This is a genomic window from Bacillus sp. SD088 (genome assembly GCF_017355205.1).
Taxonomy (GTDB): Bacteria; Bacillota; Bacilli; order Bacillales; family Bacillaceae_C; genus Lederbergia.
The window spans coordinates 44,262-65,426 of the sequence record NZ_JADIJK010000003.1 but is presented as its reverse complement, the minus strand read 5'-3'; the positions used below and the strand labels follow the sequence as shown (position 1 = coordinate 65,426).

Annotated in this window: 17 protein-coding genes; 12 read left to right on the top strand and 5 right to left on the bottom strand. The window is 39.4% G+C overall.

Annotated features, from left to right (window positions below; all coding sequences use genetic code 11):
• Nucleotides 1-98: 98 nt before the first annotated feature.
• The 6 genes from IPU53_RS03330 to sufB all read left to right on the top strand — a co-directional run bounded on the left by IPU53_RS03330 (nt 99) and on the right by sufB (nt 5,764).
• Nucleotides 99-251, top strand: a complete 153-nt coding sequence (locus tag IPU53_RS03330) for a hypothetical protein (RefSeq protein WP_207447651.1) — start codon at nt 99-101, stop codon at nt 249-251.
• 220 nt (nt 252-471) lie between these two features.
• Nucleotides 472-1,257, top strand: a complete 786-nt coding sequence (gene sufC, locus IPU53_RS03325) for a Fe-S cluster assembly ATPase SufC (protein ID WP_207448071.1) — start codon at nt 472-474, stop codon at nt 1,255-1,257.
• Nucleotides 1,258-1,274: 17 nt separating this feature from the next.
• Nucleotides 1,275-2,585 carry a Fe-S cluster assembly protein SufD gene (gene sufD / locus IPU53_RS03320; protein WP_207447649.1) on the top strand — a complete coding sequence of 437 codons (1,311 nt, stop codon included), beginning with the start codon at nt 1,275-1,277 and terminating at the stop codon, nt 2,583-2,585.
• Nucleotides 2,585-3,814: a cysteine desulfurase gene (locus IPU53_RS03315; RefSeq protein ID WP_207447647.1), complete on the top strand. Its 1,230-nt coding sequence runs from the start codon at nt 2,585-2,587 to the stop codon at nt 3,812-3,814. The genes sufD and IPU53_RS03315 overlap by 1 nt, the downstream gene beginning before the upstream one ends.
• Entirely contained in the window at nt 3,804-4,235 is a 432-nt protein-coding gene (gene sufU / locus IPU53_RS03310) for a Fe-S cluster assembly sulfur transfer protein SufU (RefSeq protein ID WP_207447645.1), read from the top strand. Before IPU53_RS03315 ends, sufU begins: the two co-directional genes overlap by 11 nt.
• Nucleotides 4,236-4,366: 131 nt before the next feature.
• Nucleotides 4,367-5,764, top strand: a complete 1,398-nt coding sequence (sufB, locus tag IPU53_RS03305; RefSeq protein ID WP_207447643.1) for a Fe-S cluster assembly protein SufB — start codon at nt 4,367-4,369, stop codon at nt 5,762-5,764.
• Between the two features lie 292 nt (nt 5,765-6,056).
• Here the strand turns inward: sufB and IPU53_RS03300 are convergent, their stop codons facing one another.
• Nucleotides 6,057-6,635 (bottom strand): hypothetical protein, encoded by a 579-nt coding sequence (locus IPU53_RS03300; protein ID WP_207447641.1) that lies wholly within the window; start codon nt 6,633-6,635, stop codon nt 6,057-6,059.
• Between the two features lie 194 nt (nt 6,636-6,829).
• The gene (locus IPU53_RS03295; RefSeq protein WP_207447639.1) at nt 6,830-7,381 is read right to left on the bottom strand and encodes a cysteine hydrolase family protein; all 552 of its coding nucleotides are present in this window, start codon (nt 7,379-7,381) and stop codon (nt 6,830-6,832) included.
• Nucleotides 7,382-8,048: 667 nt separating this feature from the next.
• Between IPU53_RS03295 and IPU53_RS03290 the strand changes: the two genes are divergently transcribed.
• The 3 genes from IPU53_RS03290 to IPU53_RS03280 all read left to right on the top strand — a co-directional run bounded on the left by IPU53_RS03290 (nt 8,049) and on the right by IPU53_RS03280 (nt 13,320).
• Complete coding sequence (locus IPU53_RS03290; RefSeq protein WP_207447637.1) at nt 8,049-8,774, top strand: DUF998 domain-containing protein; 726 nt, start codon at nt 8,049-8,051, stop codon at nt 8,772-8,774.
• A 711-nt stretch (nt 8,775-9,485) separates the two neighbouring features.
• On the top strand, nt 9,486-11,864 hold the full coding sequence (locus tag IPU53_RS03285; RefSeq protein ID WP_207447636.1) for a polyprenyl synthetase family protein: 2,379 nt from the start codon (nt 9,486-9,488) through the stop codon (nt 11,862-11,864).
• A gap of 238 nt (nt 11,865-12,102) precedes the next feature.
• Nucleotides 12,103-13,320 carry a multidrug effflux MFS transporter gene (locus IPU53_RS03280; RefSeq protein ID WP_242698044.1) on the top strand — a complete coding sequence of 406 codons (1,218 nt, stop codon included), beginning with the start codon at nt 12,103-12,105 and terminating at the stop codon, nt 13,318-13,320.
• Between the two features lie 744 nt (nt 13,321-14,064).
• On the opposite strand, the gene IPU53_RS03275 is transcribed toward IPU53_RS03280, so the two are convergent.
• Nucleotides 14,065-16,275: a heavy metal translocating P-type ATPase gene (locus IPU53_RS03275; protein ID WP_242698043.1), complete on the bottom strand. Its 2,211-nt coding sequence runs from the start codon at nt 16,273-16,275 to the stop codon at nt 14,065-14,067.
• Between the two features lie 136 nt (nt 16,276-16,411).
• Between IPU53_RS03275 and IPU53_RS03270 the strand changes: the two genes are divergently transcribed.
• From IPU53_RS03270 to yunB, 3 genes are all read left to right on the top strand, one after another.
• The gene (locus IPU53_RS03270) at nt 16,412-17,794 is read left to right on the top strand and encodes a bifunctional metallophosphatase/5'-nucleotidase (protein WP_207447634.1); all 1,383 of its coding nucleotides are present in this window, start codon (nt 16,412-16,414) and stop codon (nt 17,792-17,794) included.
• 67 nt (nt 17,795-17,861) lie between these two features.
• A complete protein-coding gene (locus IPU53_RS03265) occupies nt 17,862-18,164 on the top strand; it encodes a YunC family protein (protein WP_207447633.1) in 303 nt (100 codons plus the stop codon).
• A 176-nt stretch (nt 18,165-18,340) separates the two neighbouring features.
• Nucleotides 18,341-19,105: a sporulation protein YunB gene (gene yunB, locus IPU53_RS03260; RefSeq protein WP_207447631.1), complete on the top strand. Its 765-nt coding sequence runs from the start codon at nt 18,341-18,343 to the stop codon at nt 19,103-19,105.
• A 49-nt stretch (nt 19,106-19,154) separates the two neighbouring features.
• Here yunB and IPU53_RS03255 read toward each other — a convergent pair whose 3' ends face one another.
• Both IPU53_RS03255 and IPU53_RS03250 read right to left on the bottom strand, forming a co-directional pair.
• Nucleotides 19,155-20,156, bottom strand: coding sequence for a M23 family metallopeptidase (locus IPU53_RS03255; protein WP_207448058.1), 1,002 nt, complete (start codon nt 20,154-20,156; stop codon nt 19,155-19,157).
• Between the two features lie 41 nt (nt 20,157-20,197).
• Nucleotides 20,198-20,863, bottom strand: coding sequence for a YhcN/YlaJ family sporulation lipoprotein (locus IPU53_RS03250; RefSeq protein WP_207447622.1), 666 nt, complete (start codon nt 20,861-20,863; stop codon nt 20,198-20,200).
• Nucleotides 20,864-21,165 lie beyond the last annotated feature (302 nt).

The window sequence follows — 21,165 nt, the reverse complement described above, 5'->3', positions numbered from 1 at the left end:
GGCAATGAAAAAATGACCTTTAGAAGATATTTAAAAAGGTCAAAAAATGAAAGGATTGGTCCCTAATTAATCCCTTAAAGATTGAGTACACAGATGGTATGGAAAAAGCGATGCATGCGGCGCATGGAGTTGGCTACGAGGTTTACAAAAGACAACATGACATTCGAATGACGATTGAGAAAAAACGAGAAAAAGACTACTTGCGTTCTCAAAGAGTGGCATCGGATTTAGAACGGAAAATACATGTTTAAGAAATCAATTAAACTGACCTTAATAAACGTAGAAACCTAGAATTACAAGGTTGGCATTTTATATGCCAGCCTTTTTTAACGCGTTTTTTAAAAAAGAGTTACATAGTGGAAAAACCCTCCCTAGTTGATAATAATTTTAAAATGGTTTAAGATGGGAGAGGAGTAAAAGAAAAGAAATACTCATTCAAATAAAAAATCACAATCTCGATACGGAGGTATGATCATGGCTTCAACATTAGTTATTAAAGATCTTCACGTGGAGATCGAAGGTAAAGAGATTTTAAAAGGTGTAAACCTAGAAATAAAGGGCGGGGAAATTCACGCAGTAATGGGGCCAAACGGGACCGGTAAATCAACGTTGGCTTCTGCGATTATGGGCCATCCCAAATATGAAGTGACAAGCGGTTCTATTCATTTGGACGGTAAAGATGTATTAGAAATGGAAGTGGATGAGCGCGCTTTAGCTGGCCTTTTCCTTGCGATGCAATATCCAAGTGAAATCAGCGGTGTAACCAATGCCGATTTCCTTCGATCTTCCATCAATGCTCGTCGCGGGGAAGGTAATGAAATTTCTTTAATGAAATTTATTAAAGAAATGGATAGCAAAATGGATTTATTAGAGATGGATCCTGATATGGCGCAACGCTATTTAAATGAAGGATTCTCTGGTGGGGAAAAGAAACGGAATGAAATTTTACAGCTAATGATGATCCAACCAGCGATTGCGATTCTTGATGAGATCGATTCAGGTCTTGATATTGACGCATTGAAAATTGTTTCAAAAGGAATTAATGAAATGCGTTCCAGCGAATTCGGTTGCATGATCATTACTCACTACCAACGTCTTCTAAATTATATCACCCCTGACAAGGTGCATGTGATGATGCAAGGCCGTGTTGTAAAATCTGGTGGTCCAGAGCTTGCACAAAAACTAGAAGCACAAGGGTATGATTGGATTAAAGAAGAGCTAGGAATTGAAGACGAAACAGTTGGTCAAGAAGCATAAGTGTTAGGAGGATCATAATGACAATTGATACGAAAATGGCAATCGATCAAGACTATATCCGCTCCTTCTCAACTGAAAAAGGCGAGCCTGCTTGGTTAACAGATCTTAGAGTAAAAGCATTGGCCCTTGCGGATGAAACACCGATGCCACAACCTGATAAAACAAGAATCACAAAGTGGAATCTCACTGATTTTCAAAAGCACCAGGCAGAAGGAACAGTATTCCAATCTTTAAATGATTTGCCTGAGGTCGCAAAGAATGTTGTTCATGTTGAGAATGCAAATAAGAATTTGTATATTCAACATAATCAAACAGCAGCCTATTTAACTCTTTCAGATGAATTGAAGGAGCAAGGGGTTATATTTACAGATATTCAAACAGCAGCCACAGAACATGGCGAGCTTTTACAAAAATACTTTATGAAGAATGCCGTAAAGGTCGATGAACATAAACTAACAGCTCTTCATGCTGCGCTAATGAATGGCGGGGCATTCCTATATATTCCTAAAAACGTAGAAGTAAAAGAACCGATTCAATCTGTCTTTATTTTCGATGATCAGGAAGCAGCGATGTTTAATCATGTGCTTGTTGTAGCAGATGATAATAGTTCTGTTACCTATGTTGAAAACTATCTTTCCGTATCAGATGAAACCAATGGTATTTTTAATATTATCTCTGAGGTTGTAACAGAGAATAATGCCAAAGTCGTTTATGGTGCTGTTGATACTCTTGCAAAAGGCTCTACAACCTATGTGAACCGCCGTGGTGTTACAGGGCGCGATGCTACTATTGATTGGGCTTTAGGGATGATGAATGATGGAGACACGATCTTTGAAAATGTGACAGATCTAATTGGCGATGGTTCCAATAGTAATGCGAAAACCGTTGTAGTTGGAACAGGAAAGCAAACACAAAACTTTACAACAAGCATTGTCCACCACGGAAAAGAGACAGAAGGCTTTATTCTGAAGCACGGTGTGATGAAGGATGCTGCTTCTTCTATTTTTAATGGTATTGGAAAAATCGAAAAAGGTGCGTCAGGTGCAAATGCTGAACAGGAGTCACGTGTTTTAATGTTAAGTGAAAAAGCTCGTGGTGACGCAAACCCGATTCTACTTATTGATGAAGATGATGTAATGGCCGGACATGCTGCTTCTGTTGGGCGTGTAGATGAATTGCAGCTTTACTACCTAATGAGTCGAGGAATCTCCAAAGTAGATGCAGAGAGATTAATTATTCATGGCTTCCTAGCACCTGTTGTAGAGAGATTACCTATTGAGTCTGTTAAAAACCAGTTAACAGAAATCATTGAGAGGAAAGTTAAGTAATGACATTTTCAGAGGTTCGCCAATACTTCCCGATTCTCGATCAAGAAGTCAATGGACACCCGCTTGTGTATTTGGATAGTGCTGCGACCTCGCAAAAGCCTGTGCAAGTCATAGAAGCATTAGATCAGTATTACCGAGAATATAATTCGAATGTGCACCGCGGTGTTCATACATTGGGCACTCGGGCGACTGATCGCTACGAGGAAGCACGAGAAAAGGTTCGCCAATTTATCAATGCCTCCTTGACGGAGGAAGTCATTTTTACAAGAGGCACAACAACCTCTCTGAACACTGTTGCAGCAAGCTTCGCTAGAGCGAACCTTGAAGAAGGCGATGAGATTGTGATCTCCTATATGGAGCATCACAGTAACATTATTCCGTGGCAACAAATCGCGAAGGAAAAAAAAGCTACTTTAAAATATATTCCCTTACAAGCAAATGGAACGATCGATCTTGAGGATGCGCGTCAGACGATTACAGCGAAGACGAAAATTGTTTCAATCATGCATGTTTCGAATGTATTAGGGACGATTAATCCCATTAAAGAATTGGCTGCAATTGCTCATCAGAATGGCGCAGTTATGGTTGTGGATGGTGCCCAAAGCGCTCCTCATATGAGGATTGATGTACAAGATTTAGACTGTGACTTCTTTGCTTTTTCTGCTCATAAAATGTGTGGTCCTACAGGCATTGGTGTTCTGTATGGAAAGAAGGAACTGTTAGAGAATATGGAGCCAGTCGAATTTGGTGGCGAAATGATTGATTTTGTTGGGCTGCAAGAATCTACGTGGAAGGAGCTTCCATGGAAGTTCGAAGCAGGGACGCCTATTATTGCTGGTGTGATCGGCCTAGGTGCAGCGATCGACTTTTTAAATGAGATTGGCCCTGACGAGATTCTCGCCTATGAACATCAATTAGCAGCATATGGACTGGAGAAATTGTCTGTTGTAGAGGGATTAAAGCTCTATGGACCAGAACAAGCTGAACAGCGTGCAGGTGTGATCACCTTCAATTTAGAGGATGTACACCCACATGATCTGGCTACTGTTCTGGATGCAGAAGGGATCGCCGTCCGTGCAGGTCATCATTGTGCACAGCCTTTGATGAAATGGTTAAATGTTTCTGCAACAGCAAGAGCGAGCTTTTATTTATATAACACGGAACAAGACATTGACAAGCTAGTAGCTGGCTTAGTCAAAACAAAGGAGTATTTCACGAATGGCTTTTAGTAACCTTGATCAACTCTACCGACAAGTCATAATGGATCATTACAAAAATCCACGTAATAAAGGCAGCTTAGAGGATGGTAATCTTACTGTTGACATGAATAATCCGACATGTGGAGACCGAATTCATCTTACCATGAAGGTGGAGAATGGCAAGGTGACAGATGCCAAGTTCGAAGGAGAAGGCTGTTCCATTTCAATGGCATCTGCCTCGATGATGACACAAACCATTATTGGAAAAGATGTAGAAGCAGCCTATAAGCTTTCTCATATTTTTTCCGAAATGGTCCAGGGCAAGGAGTATGATGAAGAAGATTTTGATCTTGGTGATATGGAAGCTTTACAAGGAGTCTCCAAGTTTCCAGCCCGAATTAAATGTGCCACACTTGCGTGGAAGGCAATGGAAAAAGGATTGCATGAATAAACGAAACTCATTCAGTGTAGATTTTACTCGCTGAAGAAGCAAAGGTGAGATTCGGAATAGGCAAGGGAAAACCGAAAAGCCTTTGTGACCTGCTTCTTGCAGGGAAAATTTTTAGAATGGAGGAATGAAGAATGGCGAAAGAAGCACCGTTAGTTGGCGATTATAAATATGGTTTCCATGACAAGGACGTTTCCATTTTTCGTTCAGAACGGGGATTAACGAGAGAGATCGTAGAAGAAATCTCCAGAATGAAGGAAGAGCCAGAGTGGATGTTAGAATTTCGCTTGAAATCTCTTGAGCAATTTTACAAAAGTCCAATGCCTCAATGGGGTGGAGATTTAAGTGGATTGAACTTTGATGAGATTACCTATTATGTAAAACCATCTGAACATACAGAGCGTTCTTGGGATGAGGTTCCTGAAGAAATCAAGCAAACGTTTGATAAATTAGGAATTCCAGAAGCTGAGCAAAAGTATTTGGCTGGAGTTTCCGCTCAATATGAATCAGAGGTTGTCTACCATAATATGAAAGAAGATCTTGAAGAGATGGGGATCGTCTTTAAGGATACAGATTCTGCTCTTCAGGAAAATGAAGATATTTTCCGTGAACATTGGGCAACAGTAATCCCACCATCAGACAATAAATTTTCTGCGTTGAATTCTGCTGTCTGGTCTGGAGGATCTTTCATTTATGTTCCTCCAGGTGTAAAGGTCGATACACCGCTTCAAGCATATTTCCGGATTAATTCGGAAAACATGGGACAATTCGAGCGTACATTGATCATTGTCGATGAAGACGCGTCTGTCCACTATGTAGAAGGATGTACAGCACCTGTTTATACAACAAACTCTCTTCATAGTGCCGTTGTGGAGATCATCGTCAAAAAAGGTGGCTATTGTCGCTATACAACCATTCAAAACTGGGCAAATAACGTGTATAACCTAGTAACGAAACGGGCCATTTGTAGAGAAAATGCGACAATGGAATGGATCGATGGAAATATCGGTTCTAAATTAACGATGAAATATCCTTCCGTCTTTTTGATGGGAGAAGGGGCGCGTGGAATGACCCTCTCGATTGCCATGGCAGGAAAAGGGCAACACCAAGATGCTGGTGCGAAAATGATGCATTTAGCACCAAATACATCTTCTTCCATCGTGTCAAAATCAATCTCTCAACATGGTGGAAAGGTCTCCTATCGTGGAATGGTCCACTTCGGCCGCAAAGCGAGTGGTGCCAAGTCTACGATTGAGTGTGATACGATTATTATGGATGATAAATCCACTTCCGATACGATTCCATACAATGAAATCTTAAACGACAATATTTCATTGGAGCATGAGGCAAAAGTGTCGAAAGTATCTGAAGAACAACTCTTCTACCTTATGAGTCGTGGAATCAGTGAGCAAGAAGCAACGGAAATGATCGTTATGGGCTTCATCGAACCATTTACAAAAGAACTACCAATGGAATACGCTGTTGAAATGAACCGTCTAATCAAATTTGAGATGGAAGGTTCGATTGGATAATACCCCTACAACCTTTGGTACGACAAGGGTTAGGGTGAAATACAAAAGGGAAATGTGGCTGCGTGCCAACTTTATGCCAAGTCAGATTTTCTTTTAGTGAAGAAGGCGAACTTTTGAAGTTCGTCTTCTTCTATTTTTTTCCGTAATATGCTAAGTATGTGTTGACAAACCAGATTGGAATGCAGGAAAGCGACTAGTGAAGCTACTCTATGATCTAAAATGTAAAGCTGAAAAGTGGCACGTACATGACAGCTAATCTTAGTGGTATGGAGAAAGTGTAAAAAAACAAGCCTCACTTGGGTGAGGGCTTTGCTCTGTCTATACTTAGTCTTTTAACAAAATTAGTTAGCCAGTAGGATAAAAATACAACGACTAGATCTATGATAAAAATAAAAAATGCATTCATACCTCGATTAAAATCAATAAAACCCATTAACATTTCGATTGATGCGAATCCAAATGAAAATATTCCACTTACTAGAACTGTATATAGATAAAAGTTTTTGTTATTGTTTATACAGTATTGATACATCATCATAAATCCAATAGGTAGTACTGATGAATTTATACTCAGGGCAAATGGTAAGATGGGAATGATAAAATATAGATGGACAAATAGTGTGGTGGCTCCTAATACAATATCTATGTAAGTCCATAATAGATGTATAGAAAATCCAAAAAATAATATTTCAAATATCTTAGTTCGATCAACGTTGAAGTATAATATAATTAAGGGGATAATTAATAAGCCCACTACAGCCCAAAATTGCCATGTATCTAGGTAAGAAAATTTGTACCAATAGGATAAAAGCGAGGAGTTTAGCTCTTCACTTTTTTTGTACATATCAATCAAAACGGAGCTTTGATCCATCTCATTTCCTCCTATTCATTATTACTTAAAACAGATATTTATATCTTGTAACTAAACCAAATAAACTATACTTCTTTATATTAATATAAAAAATAGCCCTCACTTTGGTACTGCACCAAATGTTAGTAAAAACCTAACACTTGAGGTGCCGTACCCTTTTGTGGGGCTTTGCTTAAATAACTTTTGGTTATTTTCTAGTCAAGAAATTGCATCTTTTTGGTTTCCTTAAGAGTTACAAAGGCATTACCCAACACTTCATTGTGATGATCAATGATCTGTTGAGCACTTAATATATTTGAATCCCATGTCCGGTGGGCATCTTTGACAAGTGTAATACGATAGCCAAGACTAAATGCACGGCGAATCGTTGTGTCTATACAATACTCAGTCTGATTTCCAGAGACAATAAGATTTTGAATTTGCCCTGATTTAAGTTTTTCCTGAAGCTCAGTTTCATGAAAAGAATCAGGGGTATGTTTTTGGATTACAATTTCTCCTTCTTTTGGAATAATTGAAGAATGAATTTCCCATTCATGTGTTCCGCTTATGAATTCTTCATCATTATGTTGAACAAAAAAGACGGGGACATTAGTAGTACGCGCTTTATTAATTAGCTCCTGAAGATTTTTAAGTAGGCTTTCTCCTTCGTATATCGGGTTAGATTCGTTAAACATGGCATTTTGAACGTCTATTACCAATAACTGTCTTTGGCATTTTTTCCCACTCCTATTTATGCTACATCTCATCTTTTATATTAGTGTTGGAAGGAACGATGATCTCTTCCGTTTGTTATTAATGCAATTATACAGCATATATACATGATTTGGATTATTTTACCACTGTATAGTGAACACTGGAACCAGGCCTTTTAAGCATATTTTACCACTTGAACAAAGAATGCACGTTCGTATATAATGTATAAAAACAAACGTTCGGAGTGGTTGGTGTGGTTAATTTTTTGAAAAGAGCTTGTGACAACAGAACTCCTATACAGATCATTTACATTGACCGGGACAATAAAATATCTCAACGGACTATTAAGGTATTAGCTATATCACAAACAACGATAAAAGCATACTGCTACACTAAACGCCAGTTTAGAACATTTAAAATAAGTAACATCTTATCAGTTGGAAGTGTAAAGCAGGGGAGAGTTAGCTGAATGAGGAATTCATATATTTATAACAGAGTTGAATGCATAGAATGGGTGCGACTTAGAAGCCGCACCCATTCAAATTATAGACAACGGCTTCTTTATTTCTTTGATTTTGATAATAAAAGCAAGCAGCAAACCGCATTAATTTATTAAATAAAATATGTAATATACATAAAATTATGCATTGGCAATTTTATTAGAATGATGGATTTGACATAGCAAGGATGGGTGAGAAAAACGGGGGGAAGGTGAATAGAATGTATGATTGGTTCCATGAGGTACTAATGATACTTGTCGCAATTGTTTCTGGATCAGCACTCTCTTTATGCCGTAAATTGAATAAGCAGCCTGTTATAATTGGCTTTATTTGTTGGATTGCATTAAGTGGGTATTTTATGATAGAAGCAATTGTTATTCGCGCAACCACCGCTCCCTATAACTTTCTTAAACAACCGATGAGTGATCTTGGAGTAACTACTTGTGGAACAGACACGTATGTACTTGCCCAATACGACATTTGCTCACCATATCATTGGCTGATGAATTGGACGTTTTTTCTAACAGGCTTAGCGATTTTTATAGGTGCCATTTTACTCTATCGTTTATGGCCGAAAACTCGCGCTTCTACAATAGCAACAGTTTGTATTTGTATTTTTGGAATAAGCTATGGCATTTCAGGAATCATTCCTGCTGATGCTCATTTTTATTGGCATACACTAAGTGCACTTCCAGGGATGATAGTACAGATTCCTGCTATGATTCTAATTAGTAAAGTTACCTATAAAGAATTGCCTTATTTAGCATGGTGGACGATTGTTTGTACCGTGGTGACTGCGACATCACTTTTTATTTTATTTTTACAGCCAGTTTTTGCAGATATTCCAGGAGGATTAGTTCAGCGTATATTATACGGCTCTGTATATTGGTGGTTGACGGTGACGACTATCATTCTCTGGAGGAAACGTTATTTCACTTTACGTTAAAAAAATTTGGAAGGTGGAGCTGTAGATGTTGGCTCAACGTCCAAGTGGATTGACTGTTTTCATCAAAAGACGGTCTTGTCACGCTATCAACAGTGAGGTTAATAAAAGGATACCTGAATGTATAGAGCAACTGACCAGGGGTTTGCCTACTCGTAGTGTTTTTATTGTATAATGAATATTAAATATAGGGTTCGATAGGAGTTTTATTGATGAAAAAGCTCACATTAGAATCACAAGAATTTCAACAAGTTCTTAAAAATCTTCGTTTTACAGTTACCTTTATCCCTTCAAAATAAAGTCATTGAAGTAGAGGTTAGTATAATCTAGAGGGAAATGATGTTTTTTTAAAAAAACAATCTTTTAAGTGCTACTTCGTTTGCAGAGCAGAAGCTTTTGCTTACGATTTGTGTAGCAGAATTAGAAAGAAATGGTTATGATTACCTGCAACCTGTTTCTTTTTTAGAAAAATTTAAATAGCTATACTACCAATTATTTCAAGATATCTATCCATTTGCAGGAATGTTTTCGTAAAGTACATTTTGCCAAGGCAGTTTATTAAGACTAGCTGATTTATTTAGGCAGTTACTTCATGTTGCTATTTTAGTCTTTTGGTTAATAAGCATGCTGTTTTTAAACAATGAATTGTTCGTTTTACTGATTGCCATGAAACCATATAGAGATAACCAATCTTACACAGAGGGAATGAGCTGAATGAATGATCATCTAAGGAAAGACAGCGATACGGGTTATCTACATGCTCAACAGAAAGCTGCTGATTATTTTAACATACTAAATGAACAAGTCTCCCACTACTCCTATATCCCTGTTTTGACAGAAGACTTTCATTTATGGAAGAAAGATCATCTTCCTCGTTTTTCCATTTCCCCTTTTTTTATGGGCTGGAAGAAAAATCCAGAAAGACATGATTATCATCAATATATAGGGTGGATGAATCGAACAGGAAAGCTGGATGATTATCTGGATCGCAGTATTTCTTATATCTTCATGCGTGATCTTGGAAAAGCGTTGGATTCTCCTAATATCCAACATCGTGTTCAACGTTCTATTAAGAGGCTGAAAAGGCAGCTGATTTTGCCGGACATCACTGTTCAGGAAGAGGAAATTTTCAGCATGGCAGGGTTGTATCGTTTTGCTCAAAAGGAGGGCTTGGAATCCACTCTAATTTGGGTGATGGAGAAATTAAAAAAGGTTTCCTCCAAAATTCCGGCTGGGATGGATGCAACTGAAGCACAGCGAAAACTGATAAAGATCATTACTGGGGTCGTGATGCAGGTCATAGAGGAAATGGAAGATGAGGTGTTGCTCGAAGAACGGACAGAGCGACTCGAAAAAGCAATCCGTTTGGGATATTCTTATGGATTGACCTACCCTTTTATTGATGATCTTCTCGATGCCAAGATATTATCCCCTAATGAGGAAAGGCAATACTCTGAGTTAATTCGTACAACGCTGATTACTGGAGTAGTCCCTGATCTGGGAGAATGGATAGGTAAGAATAAGGAACTGATTGAATATATCCATAGCGAACTTCGAGAGGCCTTTCTATATATTAGGGACCACCAGGAAGCAGACACTAGAGATACTTTCCTTGGGCAATCATATGTGTTCTTTAAAGCGCAGGAAGTGGATAGGACCAAGGATCTTTCCTATGGTCATTACACGAATGAGGAGCTTTATATCCCTGTAATTGTGAAAGCTGCTTCCTCCCGACTCATTGTCCGGTCGATCATTCGTGCTGCAGAAGATGAAGGCATTGACAGCAGAACTTTTTATTATGGAATCTACAACCAGCTTGCAGATGATTTTGCGGATATGTTTGAGGATATGAAGCAGGGTGGAGTGACACCGTATACCTATTACTTGAAATATCATGATAAGCGCCCGGATTTGGTCAACCCGTTTGAAATGTATTGGGCAGTAATTTCCTATTTAATCCATGAATTATATGGTTCAGACCAAAAAACATGTGAAGTGATTTTAGACAGAGCCATTAATGGTTTGCAACGCTATAAGGTGCGAATTGGGGCTGAAAAATACAAGGAAGTTATGGATATTTTTGCAGCTGGTATTCCAGAATTCAATGAATTGATTCAATATATGGTCAAAAATGCCAAGGATGTGGATTTTTTTGATAAACTCCTCAGGGATCATATGATAGCAGATTTACAACAGGAAAAAAGGGAGCAGGAGGAGTTTATCGCTACGGTTAAGTCTGTCAGGCATCAAATGAATGACAATCTGCTTATTACAGAGGATGAGCAGGATTCTGCTATCAAGGAATCTATAGTAGAAGCTTGCAACTATAGCCTGCAAGGAGACGGCAAGCGGCTAAGATCCATTATGACATGGGTAATGGCTGTAAACGAATATGGTCTTGATCAGACTGCTATTATGCCGCTTCTAAAATCATTGGAATATATGCATACGGCCTCGTTGATTTTTGATGATTTGCCATCACAGGATAATGCGTCAATCCGCAGGGGACGGCAAACCGTTCATGAGGTGTATAACCATGCTATTGGAGAACTAAGTGGTCTTTTTCTCACTCAAAAAGCTGTGGAGGAACAAACCTCGCTTGAGGGATTCGATCCGCAAACGGTACTGCGGTTGATTGGCTATTCTGCCAAGATGACAACAGAAATGTGTAAAGGACAGGCAATGGATCTCGATACTAAAGGGCAGGAATTAACGCTAGAAGAATTGCGTACCATCTGTTTTTACAAAACAGGAATCGCTTTTGAAGCTTCTCTCATTATGCCCGCCATTCTTGCTGGCAAGGAGGAAGAGGGAATGGCTGCTTTGAAAAAATTCGCCTATCATGCAGGTCTTGCTTTTCAAATTAAGGATGATTTGCTTGATGTGGAAGGCGATTCCGCGATACTTGGCAAGCCCCTATTAAAAGATGCGGAAAATAATCGCTCGACATTTGTGTCCGTTCTTGGGATAGATGAGGCGAAAAAGGCAATGTGGGATCATTATTCCTTTGCCATTGAATCACTGCAGAAATTCCCACAGCAAACTACTTTTTTGAAACATTTAATGAATTATATCGTAAATCGAGAGTATTGATGGTTTGTTTTAAGTTAAGTCTTTCTTATTGCTTTGTAGGGCTTTTATTGTGATATACAAGCTGATAGTCTATGTGCTTGTCACAATTCTCTCTAATGAGTGGCAAGTCTCTCGCATGTTATAATGTTTGAGTGTCACATAACAATTGGCTTACACTCATTACCGTGACGCTTGCATGTGCGAATCATTAGGTGAGGGGTGTATAGGTGATTTTGTATATAGGGAGGACTTGTTTAGTATGATTGAAATGAATCGAGCAATCGATCATCAGCCGACATCTAAACCATTCAATAAAGCTTGGATGGTGCTGATTTTAGGGTTGCTTACGGCTTTTGGGCCGTTATCGATGGATATGTATTTACCGGCGCTTCCAACGGTGACAGAAGACTTTCAAACAAGTGCGTCGTTTGGCCAGTTAAGTATAACGGCCTGTTTAATCGGCTTGGCAATGGGGCAATTGATATTTGGTCCGTTAAGTGATATCAAGGGGAGAAAGCGCCCGTTGCTTGTTACCTTGACTATTTATGTTGTAGCCTCGCTACTTTGTGCATATAGTGCTAATATTTGGATTTTTATTGGTTTACGCTTTGTTCAAGGCTTCTCCGCTGCAGCAGGAATCGTCATTGCCCGTGCTTCTTCCAGAGACATGTATACAGGTAAAGACTTAACGAAATTCATTGCACTTCTGGCACTTGTGAATGGGGCTGCTCCGATTTTAGCACCGTTATTTGGTGGCGCCGTGTTGAATTGGTTATCCTGGCGAGCAGTTTTTGTCATTTTGTTTGCGATTGGCCTTTTAATATTTTTTGCGGTGACGTTTACGCTACCAGAGACATTACCTAAAGCGAACCGAAGACAGGGTGGGATGTTGGAGACGGTTCAAACATTCCATGTCTTGTTAAAAGATAGAGTATTTATGGGAATCGCATTAGCTCAGGCCTTTGTAACAATGAGCATGTTTGCCTATATTTCGGGTTCACCATTTGTATTGCAAAATCTTTACGGGTTTACTCCACAGCAATTTTCGATCATGTTTGCTATTAATGGGGTAGGGATTATCCTGGCAGCACAAATTACAGGAAGATTGGCTGATAAAATTGAAGAAGCCCGTTTATTGCAATGGGGTGTGCTGTGCTCCTTTATAGGGAGTTTGCTCTTGATCTTGTCTGTCTTGTTTTCACTTTCCTTATGGATATTGCTATTTGCGTTGTTTCTAATTGTTTCGAGTGTGGGGATTGTGAACACTACAAGTTTCTCACTGGGCATGCAACGTCAAGGTGAGGTTGCAGGAAGTGCGTCCGCGTTTCTTGGTATTCTTCCATTTGGTGGAGGTGCGCTTGTTTCTCCGCTTGTTGGTATTGCAGGCGATCAGACAGCCGTGCCAATGGCAGTGACCATTTTTATTTGCAGTCTTTTGGCATTCATGATTTATTATGTTTTCGTTAAACGCTCATGAGTATACCCTGGTAAAAACTAAACCGTCTGTCTGGATGATCCAGACAGACGGTTTTTAGCTTTAAATCCGAATAGCGGAGCTTTATATCTTGAATAGTCGGTCTTTAATCATGTATAGAGGAAAATAAACCCTTATAGTTGAGTTTTAAACCCGAATAGTCGGTCTTTAATCACGTATAGAGGAATAAATCCTTATAGTTGAGTTTTAAACTCGTATAGTCGGTCTTTAATCACGTATAGAGGAAAATAAACCCTTATAGTTGAGTTTTAAACCTGTATAGCCGGTCTTTAATCACGTATAGAGGAATAAACCCTTATAGTTGAGTTTTAAACCTGTATAGCCGGTCTTTAATCACGTATAGAGGAATAAACCCTTATAGTTGAGTTTTAAACCCGAATAGTCGGTCTTTAATCACGTATAGAGGAATAAACCCCTTATAGTTGAGTTTTAAACCCGAATAGTCGGACTTTAATCACGTATAGAGGAATAAAATCCTTATAATTGAGTTTTAAACTCGTATAGTCGGTCTTTAATCACGTATAGAGGAAAATAAACCCTTATAGTTGAGTTTTAAACTCGTATAGTCGGTCTTTAATCACGTATAGAGGAATAAACCCTTATAGTTGAGTTTTAAACCCGAATAGTCGGACTTTAATCACGTATAGAGGAAAATAAACCCTTATAGTTGAGTTTTAAACCTGTATAGCCGGTCTTTAATCCCGTATAGAAAGTCGATGTCTGGTTCTATGCATGCAGTTTGAGCTTTTTTAATCTTAAGGCATTTAATACGACAGATACAGAGCTGAAGGCCATAGCGGCACCTGCTAGCCAGGGGGCTAAAAGACCAAGCATGGCAAATGGGATCATGATAATATTATAGAGAAAGGCCCAGAGAAAGTTTTGTTTAATGTTTGTCATTGTTTTTTTACTAATGTGAATGGCGCTGACGAGACGGCGGAGGTCTCCTTGGATGATGGTGACATCTCCGGATTCAATGGCGATTTCTGATCCACTACCAATGGCCACCCCGATATCTGCAACAGCGAGAGCAGGTGCATCATTCATACCATCTCCAACCATAATGACTTTTTCTCCCTTTTTTTGTAGATTCTGAATGATGCGAGCTTTATCCATGGGGCTGACATCTGTTTGCAGCTTTTGGATGCCAACTTGTTTGGCAACCGCCATGCCAGTATATTGATTATCTCCCGTTAATAACATTGGCTTTAGCCCCAATTGCTTTAAATCCGAAATAGCAGGGGCAGAGGAGCTTCTTATTTCATCTGCTACCGCGATGATACCGGCAAAACGAGCATTTATCCAAGCGATCATCACGGTTTTTCCCTCTGCTTCCAGCTCGTGCACTTGTTGTCTTTGTTTTGAGGATAATGAGTGAAGTCGATAGGCAGGGTTGACGATCATTACCTTTTTCCCAAGAACGGTCGCTTCTACGCCATGTCCTGGAATTGTTTGTACTTGCTCAGCGACAGGAACAGAGGGGAGTATCGTTTGTACCTTATCGACAATGGTTTTCGCAATTGGATGATTAAATCCTTGTTCCACTGCTCCGATAAAACTCAATACTTCTTCTTTCTGTCGAGGATCAATACGCATGTCTGTTACATATGGCTTTCCTTTCGTCAAGGTACCTGTTTTATCAAAAATGATCGTGCGGCATTTGCCTAATCCTTCTAGAATTTTCCCTTCCTTAAATAAAATCCCCATTTGGGCAGCCCGTCCACTTCCAACCATCACGGAAGTAGGCGTAGCCAGTCCCAGTGCGCATGGGCAAGCAATAATTAAGACCGCGATAGTTTTTTCTAAGGCAACTCCCAATTGATCTGGCTGCAAAAATAAGTACCAGCCTATAAATGTTGTTAGCGCGATAATTAACACAATTGGTACAAAAACAGCGGTTATTTTATCAGCCGTCTGTTGGATGGGTGCTTTAGAGCCCTGCGCTTCCTCGACAATTTGAATGATCTGAGATAATGTCGTTTCACTATCTATTTTTGTTACTTTCACTCTTACTAAGCCGTGTTGATTGATCGTTCCAGCATAAACAGAATCACCGATGGTTTTCTCAATAGGAATACTTTCTCCAGTTAACAAGGATTCATCGATCATCGTTGAGCCCATTATCACTTCACCATCAATCGGTATTTTTTCACCTGGTTTAATAATTAAAATATCTCCAGGGACAAGTCGATGAATCGGCGAAGTGGATTCTCTACCATTTTCATATAGAGTAGCTGTTTTTGTTTGTAATTGATACAGCTTTTTAAGGGATTCGGTCGTTTTTAATTTTGTCTTTGCTTCAAGCAACTTCCCTAATAATATGAAGGTGATAATAAATGCACTTGTTTCAAAATATAAGACAGGAGGAGGCATGGATGAGTGTAAGGTTGTAAATGTCAAATAATGGCTATAGAAAAACGCGGTCGATGTACTTAAAACAACTAATACATCCATATTTGCATGTCCGCTTTTAATAGCCTTCCAAGCCCGCTCATAAAAGGGAAAGCCAATGACAAATTGGATTGGAATGGTGAGAATCAATTGTATTAAGGGCTCCATTAGGAAGGCGGGAGCATGAATAAACGGAGTCCATGTAAAATGATCGAACATCGCCCAAGCTAAAGGAATCGTTAGGAAGGCAGATAGAAAAAATCTCCGCTGTAGTGTTTGGATGTTTTTGTATGGATTACCTTCTGTAGAGAGCTTGTCTATTACTTTTGCATCAAAACCGATTTTGCGGATTTTATCGAAGATTTCATTAAGGTTTGTCCGTTTTTTATGAAAGGTCACACGTCCCTTTTCCGTTGCAAGATTAACATGGATGTCTTGCACTCCTTCTATTTTAGAGACGACTTTTTCGATCCTTGTCGCACACGCAGCACAGTGCATACCTGTTATAAAAAAATGCTGTGTTTCTTCCATTATTCTGTTCACCATCTTTTCTTCCAGCCTACTATAGTCTATTGGCGATCTAAGATGGTTAGAACAGGCGCTAGCACTTATCTTTCCATTTTCCTCATTTTTTGCTATAGTTTTTAGTAATTATTTTTAAGCGGAGCTAGGAAGTGAATGAATGATTGAAAGGATTCATATATACCATACAAATGATTTACATAGCCATTTTGACTATTGGCCGAGAATTCAATCGTTTTTGCTAGAGAAACAACAGTTACATAAGGCGGCTGGAGAGGAAGTTTTTCTATTTGATATTGGTGATTTCTCCGATCGCTGGCATCCTTTCACAGAAGGGACAAGAGGTAAAGGGAATACTGAATTGTTAAATGAGACTGGGTATCATGCCGTGACGATTGGCAATAATGAGGGGATTACATTCGCTCATGAAAATTTGGATGACCTATACCGAGAAGCGCAGTTTGATGTACTGGTCGCCAATTTATATGAGCCTGGACAGATTCGACCGGAGTGGTGTCTGCCTTATAAAATCTATCAAACAAGAAAAGGGACAAAAATTGGTGTCACGGCTGTCACGACCTATTATCAGAATTTATACAATCTACTTGGTTGGGAGATGACGGAACCTTTTACTGAACTGGAAATACAATTCAATCGGATGAAGGAAGAGGCTGATATCCTAATCGTTCTATCGCATTTAGGGATTCATGAGGATCAGAAGCTAACGCAATTATTTCCCCAAATTGATTTGATTTTAGGGTCTCATACTCACCATTTTTTTATGGAAGGGGAAAAAATGAACAACACGATGATGGCGGCGGCTGGTAAATATGGCCGTTTCGTTGGATATGTCCAACTTCATGCTGATCCCAAGGCACAAACTCTTCCAGTGTTCAAAGCGAAGCTATTTGAGTCTCATTTACTGTCAGCTGTGCAGGAGGAAGAGAAGGTTATTCAACACTATATGGATGTTGGCAAAGCACAATTAGCTGAGACCGTTACGGTGATTAAGGAGCCGCTTTTCTATTCATGGAAGGACACATCTCAACTTGCTTTATTGCTTTGTAATGCTGTCCATGAGTGGTGTGAGGCAGAATGTACGATTATTAACTCTGGTTTAATTTTAACAGATTTAAAAAAGGGTAGGGTGACGAAATTCCATCTGCATCAAATGCTTCCCCATCCGATTAACCCTTGTACAGTCGAGCTCTCAGGAGCAGAGCTAAAGGAGATTATTTTGGAAGCTGAAAGAGAAGATTGGCCAGAGGTTGAAGTGATTGGACTCGGTTTTCGAGGAAAGGTAATGGGGAAATTTGTGTATCGTGGAATTGAAGTGGATAAAGAGGAGCTCCAGGTTCAAATTAACGGAGAACCACTTGATTCAGAGCGAACGTATAAGCTAGGGACTGTGGATTTATTTACATTCGGAAAATACTTTCCTGGAATAAAACGTTCTCCTGATAAAACTTATTTTATGCCGGAATTTTTACGTGATATCATGGCTTGGAAATTAAAGGGGTTTGATGGATTTCATAGTAGATAACTCGTGTTTTGGGTTCAACTAATTCATGCTTTTCTCATACATATAACTATGAGAAGGGGTGATAAATATGGTGTCAATTGAGCCATTAATGATTGATGGCAAGACTTTTATCGCTACATCTGTGTCACTGCCAAAAACCACCTTGTTGACGATTTCGAATGAAAAGGGGTATATCATGTGCGGGGCACTGGATGTTGGTTTACTAAATGAAAAATTAGTGGATCGAAAAATAATCGCTGGGCGTGCAGTGGGAGTTAAGACGATTGATCAATTACTGCATGCTCCATTAGAATCCGTTACAGTGGAAGCAGAAGCATTGGGAATTACAGCTGGGATGATTGGAAAAGATGCTTTGTTAAAAATGAGTTAAATTGCTTGAAATAGATGTTCAAAAAGTCCAGTAAAAATACCACTTCGAATTTTTTGTTTGTTTTCAGCTGACTTGGTCCTATTTGTCCTCCATTTTGAACTCGCAATTTAAAAATTAAATGCATTTGCGCTAAATCCTTCCTCTTCTGCATATATTTGATGAGAGGAGGGATTCTTTTGGCTCGATTCCATGCAAAACATAGGCAACGGGGTCCATTACCCTTTCGATATGTTTTACTGCTGTCATTTGTTTTCTTTGTTTTCTCGACATTATTGGGATTATGGATTGTGAATAAAGGGATGAAACCAACTTTAATCAGTTATGCGGAGACCCAAACTGGAAAAATTGCACCCATGGTTGTCACAAAAGCTGTCAAAGATGTGCTACCTGAAGTGAAGGATCTATCAGAAGTGACGGAAATGGTTCCAGATGGTAGCGGTCGGACAACCGTTCAATATCGGACAGATGTGATTAATCAGATTCAATCAGAATTGTCCAAGGAGATACAATTAAATCTAAACGAGGCGGAGAGAGGCAACTTAGAACCATTAGAAATGGATACTGGGGTGGAAATTGATTATGACAAATTGAATGAAGAAGAGGGCATCTCTTATTCATTCCCACTTGGGCAAGCAACCAATAATGCACTATTAGGTAATTTAGGCCCAAAGGTTCCCATCCGTTTCTCTGCGGTAGGGAATGTCCAGACTAATGCAGAGCACAAGGTTGAGCATTATCCGATTAATAATATTTTTATTACCGTTATTGTTGCGGTAGAGGTCAATGTGCAGATTATTATCCCATTTGGTACGGAAACAGCTGTAGTCAAACAGGATGTCCCGATTGCAATGGGATATTATCAAGGGGATGTTCCCCAATTTTATAATGGGCAAGGGGTGAATCCTTCGATTAACTTGCCAGAATCGAAACCCGCAGAGTGAAATAAAGTATCAAAGGCAAGAGGAGTTGGAAATCAATATCCAAACTCCTCTATTGCTTTTTATACTCGTAGCGTTCCCATATTTTTAAATGAGGATAAGGATCAAAGGACCATTCGCGAATACCATTATCTTTGTACATACCAAAATGAAGATGAGGGGGAAACTTTCCGGACGTTCCAGGCGGTCCATAGCCTGAGCTTCCAACGCTTCCGATTACATCACCAGGCTTCACGACATTCCCAATCTTTAAATCCTTGGAGTAGCCATTTAGATGAGCATAGTAATGGTACGTATTATTTAAATCGCGAATCCCGATGCGCCAGCCTCCATATTTATTCCATCCTTTTAATTCGACTACGCCGTAAGCAACCGCGCGTACAGGAGTCCCATATCCAGCAAAGATATCCGTTCCTTCATGAATTCTTCGTCCGCCCCACCCACGACGATCCCCCCATGTATTTTTATAGGTGTAGTTATAGCTCCTTGGAAGAGGAAAAGCTTTCTCACTTAAATCAACTTTGCCCATGGTCCGGTAAATTTTAGCATTTGCCATTATCGAACGAACTGTTTGATCTCGTTCATAATAATCCCAAAGCGCTAGTCGGAAGGATTGATCATCTTCTCCATATTCACGCAAAAACTGTGCCAATGTATATAGTAAATCTTCGCCATTGGACTGATCGATTTTTCCGTCCCCATTCCCATCTTTCCCGATGCCGCCGAAAAGTTCAATGGTGTATGGATTGGTATCTTTTGGATTAGGATTAAGAGGACCTGACCACTGTTCAGGTGGAAGATAATAGCCGATAATCGCCGGTGGATCAGGTAAATCATCTCGGACATCCCGAATACTTCTTTCGAATTGGTCAACAGCTGCTAGATAATACCAAGGGGTAGATGTAAGAGCTTCGATCTTTTTGTATACATCCATTCTTTGCTGATAGATTTCATCCTGACTTAGCTCCTTTGCTTTACCTTCTTTCATACCAAAAAAACAAAGGAAGATAAGGAGCCAGGGGAATAGCTTTTTCAAATGATGCCCTCCTTTCATCTTGTTGCTAGGGGAGAGAGCTCCCCCAGATGAATTCATTGCTATTTAAGGTCACGATCGTTTTGTTGTTTATATTTTGTCTTTTCTATATAGTCATTGGTTTCGCCAGTTTTTTCGCCATTGGCATTTTCACCTTCACCCATTGTTCGTCCTTGAGGAGAACGTTCAAGCATATGCTCGATCACCATTTTGACTGAACGGTCTTTATTAGGCGATTGTGTTGTCATCGAACCGATATTCTCAACATCTTGTCGTAATGTCGGATCATCTGTTACATACACGTGATACCATCTTGGCACATAATTTAAAACGGATTTTTTCACCTGGTCAGCTATTTCAAACCGCCCTTTTTCATCATCTGCATCAGTTGTATAAGCGACCAAGACCTCTTGATCTGTTACAATGACACTAGCATCTGATACATGAGGCAAGACAACAAGTATTTCACTAATATGAAGGGCTGCTTTTTCACGATCCATCCATTGAATCGTTTTTGTATCATTTTGATTAGCTGGTGTTGGATTTTTCACCTGACGAACAAAGCCAAATTGGTCATCGGAGGTTTCCTCATTATAAATATCTGCCTGCTCATCTGAATTGATTGAATTTCCACTTTTTGGATAGAAATCGTCATTTTCAGCAATATTATTACTTCCACAGGCTGCAAGGGTCGCAGTTAAAAGGATGATTGGCCATTTTGCTTTCATTTCAACACCTCCTTATTTATTAGTGTATGTTCAAAAAGGAGGATAAAAAAGACCGAGTCGGCGACTACACTAATGTCATTGCTAACGTCCAATACAAAGGAAAGTTTCGCATCGTACGAAGGAAAAGTGGTTTTCTTCTCCAAGTAGCGGACTTGTACAGGATGTTCTGACTTCCGTGTTGCCCATAGGACGTGTCGCTACATAGTCGAAGAACCTATATCTCGTAGTGTCATTTTTACCGGACTTTTTTGAACCTCTCCTATTAGCGTGCTCAGAAAATATATTTTTTACTTAGTAATTGT

What these genes read in the sequence shown, in the direction of transcription:
- IPU53_RS03330 (WP_207447651.1), top strand. Translation starts at nt 99, where the DNA reads ATGGAAAAAGCGATGCATGCGGCGCATGGAGTTGGCTACGAGGTTTAC.
- sufD (WP_207447649.1), top strand. Translation starts at nt 1,275, where the DNA reads ATGACAATTGATACGAAAATGGCAATCGATCAAGACTATATCCGCTCC.
- IPU53_RS03315 (WP_207447647.1), top strand. Translation starts at nt 2,585, where the DNA reads ATGACATTTTCAGAGGTTCGCCAATACTTCCCGATTCTCGATCAAGAA.
- sufU (WP_207447645.1), top strand. Translation starts at nt 3,804, where the DNA reads ATGGCTTTTAGTAACCTTGATCAACTCTACCGACAAGTCATAATGGAT.
- sufB (WP_207447643.1), top strand. Translation starts at nt 4,367, where the DNA reads ATGGCGAAAGAAGCACCGTTAGTTGGCGATTATAAATATGGTTTCCAT.
- IPU53_RS03300 (WP_207447641.1), bottom strand. Translation starts at nt 6,635, where the DNA reads ATGGATCAAAGCTCCGTTTTGATTGATATGTACAAAAAAAGTGAAGAG.
- IPU53_RS03295 (WP_207447639.1), bottom strand. Translation starts at nt 7,381, where the DNA reads ATGAGATGTAGCATAAATAGGAGTGGGAAAAAATGCCAAAGACAGTTA.
- IPU53_RS03290 (WP_207447637.1), top strand. Translation starts at nt 8,049, where the DNA reads ATGTATGATTGGTTCCATGAGGTACTAATGATACTTGTCGCAATTGTT.
- IPU53_RS03285 (WP_207447636.1), top strand. Translation starts at nt 9,486, where the DNA reads ATGAATGATCATCTAAGGAAAGACAGCGATACGGGTTATCTACATGCT.
- IPU53_RS03280 (WP_242698044.1), top strand. Translation starts at nt 12,103, where the DNA reads ATGATTGAAATGAATCGAGCAATCGATCATCAGCCGACATCTAAACCA.
- IPU53_RS03275 (WP_242698043.1), bottom strand. Translation starts at nt 16,275, where the DNA reads ATGGTGAACAGAATAATGGAAGAAACACAGCATTTTTTTATAACAGGT.
- IPU53_RS03270 (WP_207447634.1), top strand. Translation starts at nt 16,412, where the DNA reads ATGATTGAAAGGATTCATATATACCATACAAATGATTTACATAGCCAT.
- IPU53_RS03265 (WP_207447633.1), top strand. Translation starts at nt 17,862, where the DNA reads ATGGTGTCAATTGAGCCATTAATGATTGATGGCAAGACTTTTATCGCT.
- IPU53_RS03255 (WP_207448058.1), bottom strand. Translation starts at nt 20,156, where the DNA reads ATGAAAGGAGGGCATCATTTGAAAAAGCTATTCCCCTGGCTCCTTATC.
- IPU53_RS03250 (WP_207447622.1), bottom strand. Translation starts at nt 20,863, where the DNA reads ATGAAAGCAAAATGGCCAATCATCCTTTTAACTGCGACCCTTGCAGCC.